The sequence below is a fragment of the Clostridium sp. FP2 genome (assembly GCF_011065955.2).
In the GTDB taxonomy this organism is placed as follows: domain Bacteria; phylum Bacillota; class Clostridia; order Clostridiales; family Clostridiaceae; genus Clostridium_AD; species Clostridium_AD tagluense.
The window spans coordinates 3,395,176-3,411,470 of record NZ_JAAMNI020000001.1; the positions used below are offsets into that span (position 1 = coordinate 3,395,176).

The window sequence follows — 16,295 nt, forward strand, 5'->3', positions numbered from 1 at the left end:
CAATAATATTACAACCTATTACTTTATCTTAGCAAGTATCCCCTGCATTTTTTTGTAATTTTCAACAACCCCATCATCCAAGTCCAATGCAATCTTACTATTAGCTATTTCATCTAAAACCTTATCAAATGCCAACAGTTCAGTCTGCATTTGAGATAAATTAAGTAATTTCTTATTATAATTTTTTTTATCTGGAACACTCAAATTTTCATTTTCAAGATATTTATTTATCTGCTTTTCTTCATTAATATATTTTGATTGAAGCTGAAGCAGGTAGTTTACTCTTAATGTAGCCAAGGTTTCTGTATTATATCTGTGTATATAAATAAGTGCCCTAAACCCTTTCTTCTTTCCTGAATCCACTAGCCAATATATAGGTCTCTTTTTATATACTTTGCAATGATCAGCATAAAATCCATCTATGAAATATCTTCTTATAGCATCTATCGAAGACTCATCATTTTTCTTTCCAAGAGTTTCAGCAATATAGTCAAGATTTTTATTTAAATTTTCTTCTCCAAAGGTTATTTTTATAAACTCAACTAATCTGGTTGTAACATCATCTTCAAAATAGTTTTGTGATAGAATCGGTAATATTCCATCCGTATCTGCTTGAAATATTTTATATTTTGATGGATCAAATTCCCCACCAGCAAAAATTAGCCCTTCTTCATCAAGTGAATATCTACCAAACATGCAGCCTACAGCATATGATATGAATGATTTTATGTCTCTTTCTCTGTCTGCTTTTCTTATAGTTACATCCTTTTCTTGAACTTCTGGTGTCATTTCATCTTGAAGCCCATATATTCCCATGAAAATTTTGTTTAGTTCTTCTTCGTTAGTCTTTAGTTTAGTAAATTGTTCATTGGTAAATACATTCCAATTAACAAATACCTTCTCAAGTATATCTCCTGAGTATTGTAATTGTAATAATTGGTGTCTTTTAAAATCCCAAGATATCTCAAATGTATTCCAATCTATTTCAGAAATAATTATATTTTCTTTTACTAATTCATCAATTCTTTCTTTAATATTATCCTGTAAGAGTATTATAGGTAAACTTCCTATGTTACCTACTTGAAAGTGCATCGTTGGATTTAGTATATTCAAAAATTCACTTGCTATTTTAGAACATAAAAAACCTGTTAAATATAGTATTAAATCTTTTTCTGGAAAAACCATGGAACCCGTAACATCAAATATAAAACCATCTTTTGAATATCTAACTCCGAAATTTGTAGAACTTATATCAGACCATGTTATTCCCTTTCTAAAGTAATAATTCGGATTCCTTAGAACCGAGCCTCTATAATTATCAACTTCAAGCCCATCCTTTTCCCAATTGATTACAAATTCATTATTTCCATACCATTTTCTAAATGCTCCACCTTTATTATAAGGAAACCATTTTTCATTACTTTGTTTAGCTTCACTTCTTGAATTACACCCAAAAAATATTTTATAATTATTTACTTCATACCATAACCTTAAAAACCTGCTATTATCTCCAGTTTGTAGTCCTACTCTTGGAGCCGCAATGCTAGATAAAGATTTATTACTTTCAAAAATTTCTTTTACATTTTTACTTACCCAATAAGCAATAGGACTCCCTGATATTTTCCTGAAATTATTACAGCTACAAGTATAGCTATAGCTAACATTTTCATCTTTTGTTGCCTCAATAGTTTTTTCTTTTTTCTCCATGGAATCATTAAAATCAACTAATCTTATGTATTTGCCTAAATAATTTTCCACTTTATTTTTTAACATAACAAATGCAGTGGATTGAACAACCTCTCCATTTATTTCTTCAAAGGCTTTTGTACCAAGATGAAGCATAGAATATATAGTCCTTTTGTTTATTATATTTTCTCTTAATTTTCCGGAACTAGATAAAAACATCCAAGAGTGTTGGTTTATCATGGCTAACATGCCATAGGGTTTTACATATATTTCATCAACCTCCATGAACGCAGTACAGGTATCTATTTTAGATTCTTTGTAGTTTTTTTCAAGAAACTTAGATAATTCATCATTCATATATTTGCTTCCCATATAAGGTGGATTAGTCACCAATACATCATACATATTACTCATTATATCAGCTTGTTTTATTAATTTTCCTAATAATTCATCTACTTGTTTGTTTTTTGAAGCTTGATATTCTATCTTTTCTACTGGATTATTAAATATATATTCAGATCTCTTTTCTAAAAATTCTTTATCAAATTCCTCTACCTTTATAAGAGAACCATATATTTTAGCATTTTTAAATTGCTCTATAAAAGCCTTCGTACTTTCATAATTTTCACCTGCGGCTTCCCCTGCTATATAAGCTATATCGTTGTGATCTAATATATCACTTTCATTGGTTGTATCATTATCCTCATATAAAGTATTAGTTTCCTGTATAGACGCTATATTTAGTTTTATTCCTTCTTTTTCTATACTTCTGAGAAGTCTATTATTATATTTCATTCCCTTCATAATAACAGCAAAGCAAGCAAGTTGATAAGCTCTATCGTCTATATCCAGGCCATAAAGATTATTTTCTATGATAAGCTTTGGTATTTCTCTACTCATATATCCACATTCCTCGTATATTTGATATAACACATCAAACATATACACTAATATATGTCCTGAACCACAACATGGGTCAAAACATTTAATGTCCTCAACCTTTAAATCCTTATTTACATATGGTGCTATTTTCTCTTCAAAGTCAGATTCTGGATTAGGGTTTTCAAGATAGAATTCCCATTCCTTCTTTAGTTCATTTTGCTCAGGATGGGACTCCACCCAATACCTTCCTAATGAGTTTTGAACCATATATCTTACTATCCAGTCTGGCGTAAATAGTTGTGTTGCAAAGGGTATTTCTTCTTTTTTATATTTCTTTTTTGCATTGATAACTTCATCTTTTTTATCAGAAATATAGTACTGATAAATCCAACCTATGGTTTCTACTTCATAAAAATCTTCTTCTGCTATATTGTTAACAAGTTTATTTATTATTGATTCTGGTGTTAACAAATTTTCTGGTAGAAGCATATCTGTATAGTCATTTATTTTTTCAAAGAGAAAGGGTAACATTTCACTAAGTTCATTACACTGAGCTATTAGAAGCTTTCTATAGGCTTCTTGATTTTTACCTAATTTAATATAATTATCTATTTCATCAAGATCTAAAGATAAACCAGATTCATCATAATGCTCTAATATATCTGGATACACTTTCCCCTTTATTTCACTGGATAAAATTCTTATATGTGAAGGTAAATAATCATTAACCTCCATAAATCTTAAAGCAATAAATCTGTTAAACCAAGTATAAGCTATCTGTTCCATCAACATGTCGAAGCCTTTATTTGCTTTTGCTTTAAGCAATTTGCTATAAGCTTCTGCATAGCTTGAGTCATATTTATTTCCGTTTATTGTAACATAATCAGTTCCTATAATAATTCCAGTGTCACTGTCTCTATATATTCCAAAACTATTAGCTTTAAGTGTAATCTGGCTTATTAATTCAGTTCTTGCACTGGCTGAAAATTCTTTTAAAATTCTTTTATCCATTAGTTTCACCTCAAAGTCTTATTTTTTTATGACTAAATCTTCTTCCTTTAATATATCTTTTAATTCTTCTTTAAGAGCATCTTTTAAATCCTTTAAATAATCTTCCAGTTTTTGAAGAGAATCAATTTCAATATCTTTTTTAATTAATTTATTTAAAATACTAGTAACAGATATTTCTCTTTTAGCTCTAGTTTTATATTTTTCTGGATTTGGATCATTAACTATAGGTTTAATTGCTGCTAAAGTATCCATATATTCCTGTAAGGATTTTTTAAATATTTCTAATTGTTGGCTTAATATTGAGCTTGATGCAATAATTGACGTAAAACTCTCTAATTTATCAAAGCCTTGGATTTTATCAATAATATTCTTTTTATTCTTCTTTATAAAATCAGATATTTTATCACTGCTCATATAAAACTCTTCAATATCATTAATTTCTTTTTGGACTTTAATTATATTTATACGTTGTGCTTCTCTTTCTTTTTCTCTTTCTTCTATTAATTTTTTATCAAGTTTATCTATTAGTAAAGTGATATCTGGTATTTTACCATAAGGATTTTCATCCTTTAATATCCCTTCTACTTCAGCTTTAACATTTTGAATCTCTATACTTTTAGTAGATACTATATGTATTTCTTCTCTTTTCTCCAAGAGATATTTAACCCCTGTATCAAATACCTTTATAGGGCTTTTAGTGTAAAAGCTACTAAGCTTATCTTGATTTATAAACCAATCTTCCATTTCAAATTCTCTTTCTATAATCTCCTTAACAAATTTCTCCCTATCAGTAATATATAATAATTCATCCACTTCATTTTGTAGCTTCATAATCATCATGTTTCCAGGGTAAGGATAATTAGAATTTTGTAGTTTTTGCGTTGACTTTATTACTTGCAAAGGTTTAATCATTTTCTCATTAATGTTTAATTTTATATTCTCAGCAATTGCATCATAAGTTTGTCCCTGCTCAGATACCTTAAATAGCTTCTTACTCACCCTAATAATCTTACCTTTTAATTCTCTTGGAATTTCTACTTCAAGTTCCACAACAACCTTTTCCTGCTCTGGCACTTTCATCATTCTATCAATAAAATGACTATGTTCTCCACTAAATTTTTCTCCAAGATATTTAAGCTTAATCTTATTATCATTTAACAATAAAGCCACTAAGCTTAATGTATCATTTTCATTCCATCCAAATGGTATATCAGAAAACTTAATAACGATTTCTCTTAAAGTTTTCTTTCCATAAGCGCCTTCAATTTCTAAAAATTTCTTTAGCTCCTCAGTTGCAAGATAATTAGACTTTTGACCGCATACATCTCCTTCATAAGTCGGTCCATTTTTAGCATATTCTAATATTGTTTCCCTAGCTTGTTTAAGAGGAATAACCGTATCAATATAATTGAGCATTGTAAAAGTATTTTTAACTAGCTCCTCAAGTGCCTTATCTATTTGGCTTACTACCTCTCCTGAATATGTATATTCAGTACCTAGAATATAGAATTTTGCATTTTTACAAGCAACCTCCAAAGCCTCTTTCCCTTTTTTATTAAATTCATCTACTTGATCCAGTTTATCATTTAATATTTTCTTTTGTGAATGTGATAAATTTGCCCCAGACTTTATATTGTAAGCTAAAACTTGTTCTCCATACTTAAAAAATCCTTCATAATCTTTAGCTGTTGATGGTAAAAGCATAACCAAATTCCCTGAGTCAGAATCCATTTTAGCCTTTGTTTCCTGTACATCTCCACTATAAACCTGCAGTGTAATGTTATTTATGGCATTTCCTGTTGAATGGTCATTGAATCTTTTATTAAAAGGAAAGTTATTGCTTCTTTCAGTTTTAACGCTAGATTTTGTGTATATTTGACCAAACAAAACTCTCGATATTTTCCCTTTAATTTTTTCGTCTTCCATACCGAACTTCATTATTTCATTATTCATTTCCTGTTCATCATCACTTAAAAATCTATAGGAATCGTCTGCTAGCTTCTCAATAAGCCTTTTAAATGTAAGCTGATTTAAAGAATGTATTACCTGTTTTTCTATATTGTTTTTTACAGCATTTAAATTATCAATAAACAAGGTAGTTATATTATCTAAATTTGCTTTAATAAAGTCCAAATCCTTTATCATATAAAGTGTTTTTAAAACCTTCAAGTCAAAATTATCTAACTCCCCTTTAGTAGCAGCTTTTCTTACAGTATTCACTACAGAGCTATCTAAAAAATTTTCCATGGTATCATAAAAATCCGCAAAAATAGCTAACTTGTCCGTATCCTCATTTCCCATGCCTACAGCAACAACCTGGAAAGCATTAAGCATAGAACGTTCACCATGGGCTAAACTTTTACCTGCTTCGCCCTTTTTTCTAACCTTTTCAAAAACCTGCTGCAAAAGGTTAAATTGATAGGATACAAAAGGATAACTTTCTGAAAACTCATCACTAGATTTGTAACCCGAGAGTAAGGTAGTATTATTTCCATCAAAAGTCAGCATATTTCTTATAGATTGCTCGCGAGTTTCATATTTAGTCTTCAAATAATTGTATTCTGCATCTTTTTTCTCTAGCAAACGTCTCTTTATAACTTCATCTGCGTTAGCACTTGAAAGAGTTAATCTAGTTGCAAATCTTCCTTGAATCTTTGAAAATCCGTCCCCATCTTCTACGTTTAGTTTTTCTTGAGAAGTTACTACAACCCAAGCTTGACCATGAGTAAAATTACCCAAGTCCTCTACTATGGTTTGTAGATTTAACATTAACTCATTATTACCACCTATGTATTGCCCTATTTCATCTATTAGAAAAATTAGCCTATAACCTTTCTCTCTTGACTTACAGTATTTTGCTACAATCTTTGCAAAAGTAGTTGTGTCAATTGAAAAACTCTGCCTTGTTATATCTAAAAAAGTTCTTGCTGATTCGTCATCATATCCAATGGTTGTTAGCGACTCTGTGAATGCCTTTCTTTTTAGAGTTACCCTACTTCTACTGGCTTCCCAGGTTGCTCCTTGAATCTCTTTAAATGCATTTTTAAATTCAATATACTTTCCCTCTTCATCTAACTTTCTTTCTATATCTGCAATCCAATCCGTAGCTGAGTATCCCATGAATTGGTTAAACACTTTTAAAAATACATCTAGCATCTTCTCATTTTCGTTACTATTCGTTGTAGTTTTAGAATCCACATTAAAAAGTATAGAATCACTTTTAGCTTCATCCACCTTTTTCATTAACTCCAGCAAATTATTATTAGTAGTCTTACTGGGAAAGAATGAATATGCAGTTTGCTCACCTACAACTCTATGACCAACTAGATAAGAAAGAATTTTAAGTAAATGTGATTTACCAGAGCCAAAAAAACCTGAAATCCAAACTCCCATTTTATCAGTTGGTTGATTTAAGGTCACCGCATAATGGTTATAGAATTCCTCCATTCTTTTACTAACTTCATCTGTCATTACATACTCATTTAATTCATCTAAAACAATGTCATCCTGTTGCTGTCCTGCCTGTATAACCCCTTGTATATTTCGTTTTATTTCTTTTTTAAAAAGTTCACTTATTTTGATATCATTCCCCATATTAATATTCCCCTTTAATAATTAATTTTAAATGCTCTATAATAATTTTTACTTTCAATTATATTAAACAAATTTAAAACTTCAGTAGTATAAGTACCTGGATAAAACCCTACAACTGGCATCTTAATATTTCTATCTCCAAGTTTAGAAAAAACTTCATGTAATCTTAAAAACTGAAATACACTTCCTACTCCATTAATAAAAAGAATTTCGTAGCCTTCAGCCTTACTTACAATTAAATCTATAAGACATCCTTCTTCAATAACTGGAGCAATTATATCTTTTATTACTCCTCTTATTCCCTCATTTTTTTCACACTCAAATATTTCTTCCATATCTTCATCTTTAAATATCTCCCATGTTATTTGAAACAAATCTATTTCCAATATCTTCAACTTTGATTTTTCAATAATAAATTCAATTTCTTTTCTCATTCTAAGCTCTTCTTTTGGATTATAATCAAAAATGTAATAAGGCATTTCATTAGCCAACCCTATTCCCTGGAGAAACTTATCACTATGTATAAAATCGTATAATTCATCCATGGTTCTCACCCTCTATTCTAATAAAATATATATCAAAATTTTCTTGTATTCATCATTATCTTTTATATAATTTCTTAGTTCAGCACTTATTTGTAAAGGTTTTATGTTAAACTCACCCTTTTCCTTTTCTAATATACCACATTGCGTACAAAATTCTAGCACCCTATTTTTTATTCTCTTTGATGTACTTTCTGTCCATTTAGAAATCACATCACTCTGCTGAGCTTTATCATCGAAAAAACAATTAATATCAGCAGTTGTCACTATTTTTTTATAATTAAACCAGTTATGGTAAATCACTTCAACAACGAATTCCCTAGCAATCCTAAATGAACTTAAAAATGTATAAAATAAAATTGCCATGCTATCATTGCTATTGCTATTTACATAAATTCGCATTAAATTTTCATCTAGGTAATTAATCCTGCGATTTATCTTTGATAAGCTCTCCTTAATTGCAGCTACACTTCTCATATTAAATAAATTTTCATCTATAACGATATCTCTAATCTCATCCTTTGTTTTACCTTGCAAATATAACCTTATAACTTGAGTCATTTCATTTTTTATTACTCTTTCCGATGTAAATCCTGATGAATATTCTTGCATACTCTCTATTTACCTCCACAATTAACTGTTGATTATTTCAGCAAAAACTTATAATTTTATCTTTTATTATAAAAGCAAATTTATAATCTATATTGATATTAATTTTGATACTATTTTCAAAACTAAATATAACCTTCTACAGTATTCATGTTTTTCCCTTCTTTTGCAAGAGACTTTCAACATTTATTATAACAATTATCTAAAATCACTTTCTAATACCTCAATAGTATAATTAGAGTTTCTTATATTACAATTAGATTATTATCTTGTTTAGTTATTGCAACTTTACTTGTACTATTATTATCATTTTCTATAACTTCATCAGTAGGCCCTGTAGATTGCTTAATTATTGCTGTAACCCTTCTATTGTTATTTGGTGTTGTACGTTTATAGTATTCCCTTTGTAATAATGTTATGAGATAATATAAAAAGAAGATATCTAAATACCTTCTGCTGCTTCAATAATTTTAATATACTTATCTAAACTTGGTCTTGATGTATCACACATTCTAGCACATTCACTCTTATTTATTCTGCCATTCTTTAATAGGTTATATGCTTTAGTTACTGCAACTGGAACATCTTCTATAGTAGTTGTAGGTCTACCTATTAATTTCCCTTTAGCTTTAGCATTAACCATACCACTTTTAACACGTTCTGAAATCATATTTCTCTCCAACTCCGAAAACACACCCATCATTTTTAGCATGCCCTCCGTCATCGGATCAAGTTGTTTTGTACAATCTACAATAAAGGTTCCTAACACTAATTTAATTTTTGTAATCTTAGCTAGCTCTATAACTTCACATAATTGTTTTGTTGAGCGTGTTATTCTGCTAACTTCTGTAGCATGTATTTACACCCTTTCATTTACACCTCTTAATATTATAGTATTGTAGTTATTCCAATTTGTAAACCAAGTGGTATAAATATTATCATTTACACATTTTAATATAAAAATATCTTCAAACCATTATAAAAATAGTGCAAACTAATCAGATGTGCATAATTTGAAATGCAAAAGAAAACTAATGTTTTTATTACTCATATTCCGCACAATGATTTTCATATTTACTATATTTAAATTTCCGCCGTAAATATTCGTAATATAACAGAAAAACTATTATGAAAATGCTTTTAATATTCGTAAATTGACACCATTTAAAGTTAAAAACTGTATAAAACATTAAATTGCTTAAGTTTTTATGCATTCAGCGGAATATGAGTTATTACATACATATGTTCTTAGTTGCTAGAGGTATAGATAAATCGAATTTAGCAACGGTAGCTATTTTTATAATATAGTGAAAAACGCATTCTCGACATTATAAAAAGACACCTTTTCAAGTGCCTTAGTTACCATATTATTGAATAATACGGTATTTTCAAGGGATTATTCAGTTTTATTAGTTGTGACGTTTTATAAGAAAAAAGCAAATTAAAGTATTTGGGTTTGGTCTTGTTCCAACAATGAACTGGCATACTTAAAATAATCCAATTTTTCTATCTGATTTAAATACTCTTTAAATTTTATCTCTTTTACAGAACTAATCTCTACGTCTATAATCCACTCCTCACCATCAACATAATTACTATGAAGATAGTGACAAGAATCTATAGTGCAAACTACCTTTTTAAAAAATTCTCTTTCAAATAGTGCTTTAAATTGAACACAAGTAAAGTCAAATATAGTTTCCGTATCTATATCTCTTATATAAGCATGCTTACCAATCTCATAGCGATTATATAAATGTTCGACCTCCATTTTCCCTACTATTACTTTTACATTGTAACCTAAATTGCGCAAGTAATTGCCTATTACTTCTGAACTTAATAAACAACAATGAGGATAATCCTTTACAGTCAATTTTAACCAGCTTACATATTCCTCTTCTATCTCTTTAATTAATTTTTCAATTGTATCTGCTCTCATTCTTCTATCTCCTTAATGCTCTTATTTTTATTCAGTTAGCTCCATCATTAATCCCGCATCTCTTTGTATTGTGCTAATCATAACTCCACAGTTTCCTATTGTTGCACTCTCCCCTATTTAAAATGATTTTTTTCTTATTACTATTTTAATACTATATATAATACCACCATTATTATGATCACTAGCTCTTATAAAATGTTCTATATTATGTCTCTCTCACCCATTTCTTGTAAAATCATTGGTTATTTCTAAATTCGATGATTTTGACTTCCTCTTTTAACTCAGCAGTTTGTATTAATTCTTATATCTAAAGCTTTCAAAATATTTCATCTGCTTATTGTTAATTTTATCTACCTACATTGTTCAAGCGTTTAATTTTCTTTACCAATTCAAAGTTATCAATGCTTTCCTTATTCATTTCTTAACTTTACATCATGAGTACCTCTTAAACATTCTCTTAATATAGTTCAATTAAAGCTTTGGGTCAATATTGGGATCTATATTATTATTTGCTGCAGCTACTTTTAAATTCTCTTTATCAAGTTTCTAATATAATATTATTTTTTCATGTTTCGCAGTTTGTAAATCTACAATCCATCCTCTTGCCGTAGTTTCATCACAAGCAGCGTTGAAAACAAATGTATTATATAGCTTTCTAAAACCAAAGGCATTATGTACATGTCCGCAGAAAAAATATGCAGGTTTTTTTACCTTTATCATATCTCTGATAGCTCTACTGCCGCAATAAGCACTATTATTAGTTTTATCTAAGCATTTATATGGTGGAAGATGTGATATGATAATACTTTTATTATCTATATTAAGTTTCAATATCCTAGACACCATATCTTGTTCATTTCCTTCTCGCTTTGTTCCATACATAATGAAATTACTATATTCTATAGGTACGAATTTATTGAACTCTTCTGCATTACAATAAGGTAAGTAATTTGCATCCCCCTTATCAACGTTAAAAACATCGTGGTTACCTAAAATAAATAAAACTCTTTTATTTAATTGATGCAATATCTTCATATTTTTTTTATAATCTTGGTATTGTCTATCTTCAAGCTCATTAAAAGAATTAACTACATGATCTGCTGTTATATCTCCACATAAGATTATGCAATCTATATCCTCCCTATCTCTGATAAACTCTACAATCTTACTAAGTAAATCAAATCTTCCATGGATATCACTTGTTATAAACACTTTCATAGCTTTTGTATCAGCTCCCTGTAGCACTTTCTAATTTTCTTATTTCGTTTTGAATATATATATTTCTACTGTAATAGAGATCATATTAACCCGCCTTTAATTTTCAGGTAGTACCTATGTATTTGAAGATTCTCTCAAAATTCTTATACATTCAAAATCTACGGGTTTATACCCGGTTACCTCAACGCTAACATTTATATATTTATCACTTTCAAGAGTATTACTATGGACATGACCATGAATATTAAAGTAAGGCATATCATCACTCATACTTATAGGTTTATGAGATAATATATAGCATTTTTCTAATATAATTGGATACTCTATAACCTCATCAAACCCAGCATCACTCCACCATCTTCTATTCCCTCTTCTTCTGTCGTGATTTCCCATGATAAGTACCTTATACCCTTTAAGTCTACTCAATAATTCCTTAGTTTTTTCTTTGTTATAAAATCCAAAATCTCCAACAACAATAACTTTATCTTCTGATGCAACTTCTTTATTCCAGTTATTAATTAACGTTGAATCCATTTGCTTAACATCATCAAAAGGCCTGTTTTCATATTTAATTACATTGTCATGTCCAAAATGTAAATCTCCTATTATAAAAGTTCTTTTCACCTGCTAAATCTCCTTTCATAAATCTTCCACGTTACGTTCTTTATAATCCTAGTGGCAGCATAGAAATAATTTCAAGTTAATATCATCAGTGTTAATTACATAATAAGGCATTAACCTAGTTTCAAAACACTATAAAAATAAGATTTTATAAAAGAAAAATATGTACGCATATCAACCGTCTGAGTAACATCATTGTTACTAATTTTATTTGCAATCTAATATATCTTTAAAACATTTGTAATTATTTTTATTAGGTGTTTTATCATATATAGCAAATACAATCTTTTTATATAAAGATGTGTATTTATCACTATTTAATAGTATACTTTTAAAATAATCAGCAACTTTATTTGGATCATTCGCAAAGACTCCACACCCAAATGCTCCAAGGACTATGCAATCCACCCCATGTATTACTCCTATTGAAAGTATCTTATCGATACGATTTATCATAACTTCATCGATCTTAGAAATATTGTAAGGTTCACTGCGCTTAATCACTCCCGCATTTACTGCTGCTGAAGTAATTACAGATGCTAAATATGGATTTTCTAACAAACCTCCATTATCATCCTTAAAAAATGGTACTTTTGGTGAGTAAATCATATAATCAGAATAAAGTGCGGTTTTTTTATCATATAGATGATAATTATACATTTCTTGGATTTGAGATATGCATGGGTATAACCCTGAAGATCTTGCCAAGGTTTCTTCTTGTGCTACAGATCCTTTTAAAAACCCTCCCCCTGGATGTTTAGCAGAAGCAAAATTCAAACAGCAAAGATTATTATCTCCTTCTTCGCTAAGTCTTTCAGTTGCCTGTAACGTTGTTTCATTTGTAATTTCTATTATTGCTTTATTCGAATCATTTACTTCTATTTCTTTAAATTTAGAATTTATAATAGAACCCATATCCGGATTATATAATACAGTATTTTTAATGGCAAACTGCAAGTAATCTTTGATTTTTACAGGGCCCTTTCTAGTTTGATAATATCCTAGTTTTATAATATTTAGCGTATCATTAGCAATTTCTACCTTTTTATTGTTTATCATACAATCCTTCCTTTCAAGAAGCTTATTTGTTTAATTCCAGTTTGAGTCAATGGTGCTAAATCCCTACCATGTCCGATAAACTTTCTTTCGTTAACATATTGATACGTTTCTTCTCCATGCCTTATCAAATAAAATAGTGTCATAAATCCACCCTTGAAATAACAATTATATTTCTACTATCTTTTCATAAAGTAATGATTGCCTATCAAAAATATCTAAAACATCCTCATGATAATGTCCAAAATACCAATGCCTATATTTAATATCAGTCTGAATACTATCAAAATATTTATTCAAAGTATCAATTTCATAATTACCTTTAAAACCACAATAACGACTGACGATTTCAAGTGTTTTGCTGCTAGCGCAGTGAGTTAAAATATAGTCTATCTTCAAATTATTTAGCTCAAGATTCCTGAGGCCTTCTTCAGTTTCTTTAACAGTTGGCATTTCTTCTTTCCACCAGGATATATTTTCAGTTCTATATACTTTACCTATAGATGTGGCACCCCCAAAAGTAAAAAAGGTTTTTCCTTCAAGATAAAATACTTGTCCTCGCATCAGATGAATTACACTGTCATTAATAATATGAAATTTTCCTTCATTCCAATATTCAGAAGAATATTTATTTAAAAGATCAAAATTCTCATGATTTCCATCGATAAATAGAGTAGTAAATTTCCTATCTTGAAGCCATTGTAGCCAATATTTTTCTTCCGCTGAACCATTCCATATAAGGCCAAAATCACCACATACAATGACGTAATCTTCTTTTGTTAAAAATTTTCCCTTTGGAAAGTTTTCATCATTTAATCTATTAATACCATTTGAACCATGAATGTCACCTGTAATATATATCATATTTATTCCTTTCTACCCGCATCTTTACCAGCGTTTCTCTTTATTAAATCTATCCAGTAGTTTATCTTCTAATTCTTTTCTTATTTTCATCACCTATTTTTAACTTCTATTGTGAGCACTAAACATTTACATCAAATTCCATCAACTTTTTAATAATTTTATTAATCAATCCGTATCTTCCAAGGTTTCCTACTTTATGTTTGAAAAATTCATTTCTAAGTCTATAAGCTTTAAACTTTGTATTAATACTTTCTAAGTCAATCTCATACTCAAAACATACCTGATCACTTATAATAATAGAATCTTCTAATTTACAATTAAACCTAATAGCTCTTAATTTCTTCAAATCATCTTGTAGAAAAACTTCATTGTTAATTGGTCTTAGAATCATATTTTCTAAATCCTCAAAACTCTCTTGGAAACCAAAAACTTTTTTACATGTCCAGTCATAATATATACTGTTTATCGTAAGATCTCTTGAAGAAAAATCCTCTTCAAAGTTTTCAGCAAAGCTCATTGTATAATAATTACCTGTAGATTCATCACACACTATTAAAACTCTTTCAAAATCTACCACTACTTCATAATCCTTATTTTTGCTTAGAAAATACTCCTTGCCGCAAAGACAAAATAAATCAAAATCATGATACTCTATATTAAGCATTGCATCTCTAACACATCCTCCTACAAAATAGGCTTCAACGTCTGATTTTTCTAAATTTTTAACAAACTCCAAATAGGATTCAGGAATATCTATAGTTATATCAATTCGCTCTATAATTTTACTCATACATTTCTCCATATTCAGTTAGATCTTCAAAATTTTCTTCGTTACCACATCTGCGTAAATATTCTTGTCCACCATCCACGGCAATACTGTGGCAAGAACAAAATTTAAAATCATGTACAGACTCACTTACAATAGTATCCCCACATAGTTTACATCTGATTTTATTAACGTTTATACTTTTCACTACACTAGTCTTTGAAAAGTTCTTATTGTAATACTCCAGTATTTTTTGTGGATCTCCAGTGAAAACATATTGAGAATTTCTGGTAATAAGTCTTATATTAGTATTACTATTTTCTAATACAATTTTTCTAACCGAGGAAGTATGAATATTACGTTCAAAATCTTTGCCTTCATCATTTTCCTTATTGTTATTGCTTAAAAGCAAATGTACCCTTTTGCACTTATTCCATTCATCCATTCCATAATATAAGCCTATTTTCTCATACTTTCTTATAGATTTTCTTAATTGTGGATTGTATATTTGAGACAGTTCATCGTTAAATTTCAAGTCTCCTAAAAACTGTTCTGGTATTCTTTCTGCAATGTTAGTCCTTAAAATTCTATTTTTTCCAAAGCCATCAAAGATATCATTATCTATAAGCATTATGTTATAAATAGAACTAAAATCAGTGATGTTATTATATTGTAAAAACAAACGCCTAATATTGCTGTTTTCAAAATCCTTCAATATAGAAATATCTACAATATGATTGTGTCTTAGATTTAAATAATAAAGACCTTTTAACCCCTTAAGTGGATTAATATCCGTAATATTGTTATACCTGATTGTTAAATAGTACAGTGAGGATAAATTTGAAAGAGGACTTAAATCACGAATCTTGTTATGTGAAAGATTTACATCTGAAAGATAACTACATTCTGAAAGTGATGAAATATCCGAAATGTTGCAGTCGTCTAAATATAGATTTTCTAATCCACTAAAAAAATTAAACTTTTGATCATTAACATCATTTTTACCTTTATTATAAAACTCTAACTGTTTTTTATAAAGAATAGCTATTGGTGTAATGTCATTAAAACCACTTTTATGCACCGATAAATATCTAAGCATAAGCATATTTTCAATAAAGGACCATTCTGTTTCATTTGAGTCTTTTATATATAACTCCTTCAAGGCTGTAAATTCATTTAGTAAAGATAAATTATCTACAGCTACATATAAATATAAAGACTTAATATGTTGAAATAGCTTCAAATCTTCAAGCCACTTACCATTTTCCGAATTATTAATGTTAAATATAACTTCTGGAAAAGTCATATTAAATACATCTGCATCACAGTGCCATGGTATTTGTATTCCATCCACATCTTCATCTGTAATCAATATACCATTTACCCCTATTAAATCCTCACTTTTTAATTTTCCATCTAGCTTTTTCAAAGCTGCTCTAACTACTTTTTGAAAACCACTATCCTTTAATTCAATGAAATCCATATTTTATCTTCTCCCCTCTCTTAATGC

The 16,295-nt window shown here is 29.1% G+C and carries 12 protein-coding genes; all 12 read right to left on the reverse strand.

The genetic code is table 11. The features are described 5' to 3' along the window. Nucleotides 1-18: 18 nt before the first annotated feature. A complete protein-coding gene (gene pglX, locus G9F71_RS16315; RefSeq protein WP_164950924.1) occupies nucleotides 19-3,579 on the reverse strand; it encodes a BREX-1 system adenine-specific DNA-methyltransferase PglX in 3,561 nt (1,186 codons plus the stop codon). A gap of 18 nt (nucleotides 3,580-3,597) precedes the next feature. Beyond that, nucleotides 3,598-7,173: a BREX system P-loop protein BrxC gene (brxC, locus tag G9F71_RS16320; RefSeq protein WP_164950923.1), complete on the reverse strand. Its 3,576-nt coding sequence runs from the start codon at nucleotides 7,171-7,173 to the stop codon at nucleotides 3,598-3,600. Between the two features lie 14 nt (nucleotides 7,174-7,187). Further along, the gene (locus tag G9F71_RS16325) at nucleotides 7,188-7,718 is read right to left on the reverse strand and encodes a BREX protein BrxB domain-containing protein (protein ID WP_164950922.1); all 531 of its coding nucleotides are present in this window, start codon (nucleotides 7,716-7,718) and stop codon (nucleotides 7,188-7,190) included. A gap of 12 nt (nucleotides 7,719-7,730) precedes the next feature. Beyond that, a complete protein-coding gene (locus G9F71_RS16330) occupies nucleotides 7,731-8,327 on the reverse strand; it encodes a DUF1819 family protein (protein ID WP_164950921.1) in 597 nt (198 codons plus the stop codon). A gap of 439 nt (nucleotides 8,328-8,766) precedes the next feature. Continuing rightward, complete coding sequence (locus tag G9F71_RS16335) at nucleotides 8,767-9,183, reverse strand: recombinase family protein (RefSeq protein WP_164950943.1); 417 nt, start codon at nucleotides 9,181-9,183, stop codon at nucleotides 8,767-8,769. 582 nt (nucleotides 9,184-9,765) lie between these two features. Next, on the reverse strand, nucleotides 9,766-10,260 hold the full coding sequence (locus tag G9F71_RS16340) for a hypothetical protein (protein WP_164950920.1): 495 nt from the start codon (nucleotides 10,258-10,260) through the stop codon (nucleotides 9,766-9,768). Between the two features lie 546 nt (nucleotides 10,261-10,806). After that, nucleotides 10,807-11,478 (reverse strand): metallophosphoesterase, encoded by a 672-nt coding sequence (locus tag G9F71_RS16345; protein ID WP_164950919.1) that lies wholly within the window; start codon nucleotides 11,476-11,478, stop codon nucleotides 10,807-10,809. A 114-nt stretch (nucleotides 11,479-11,592) separates the two neighbouring features. Beyond that, the gene (locus G9F71_RS16350; protein WP_164950918.1) at nucleotides 11,593-12,102 is read right to left on the reverse strand and encodes a metallophosphoesterase; all 510 of its coding nucleotides are present in this window, start codon (nucleotides 12,100-12,102) and stop codon (nucleotides 11,593-11,595) included. A 204-nt stretch (nucleotides 12,103-12,306) separates the two neighbouring features. Continuing rightward, nucleotides 12,307-13,158 (reverse strand): TIGR02452 family protein, encoded by an 852-nt coding sequence (locus G9F71_RS16355; RefSeq protein ID WP_164950917.1) that lies wholly within the window; start codon nucleotides 13,156-13,158, stop codon nucleotides 12,307-12,309. Between the two features lie 165 nt (nucleotides 13,159-13,323). Further along, the gene (locus G9F71_RS16360; RefSeq protein ID WP_164950916.1) at nucleotides 13,324-14,019 is read right to left on the reverse strand and encodes a metallophosphoesterase; all 696 of its coding nucleotides are present in this window, start codon (nucleotides 14,017-14,019) and stop codon (nucleotides 13,324-13,326) included. A 118-nt stretch (nucleotides 14,020-14,137) separates the two neighbouring features. Continuing rightward, nucleotides 14,138-14,809, reverse strand: coding sequence for a CCA tRNA nucleotidyltransferase (locus tag G9F71_RS16365; RefSeq protein WP_164950915.1), 672 nt, complete (start codon nucleotides 14,807-14,809; stop codon nucleotides 14,138-14,140). After that, the gene (locus tag G9F71_RS16370; protein ID WP_164950914.1) at nucleotides 14,802-16,268 is read right to left on the reverse strand and encodes a leucine-rich repeat domain-containing protein; all 1,467 of its coding nucleotides are present in this window, start codon (nucleotides 16,266-16,268) and stop codon (nucleotides 14,802-14,804) included. The genes G9F71_RS16365 and G9F71_RS16370 overlap by 8 nt, the downstream gene beginning before the upstream one ends. Nucleotides 16,269-16,295 lie beyond the last annotated feature (27 nt).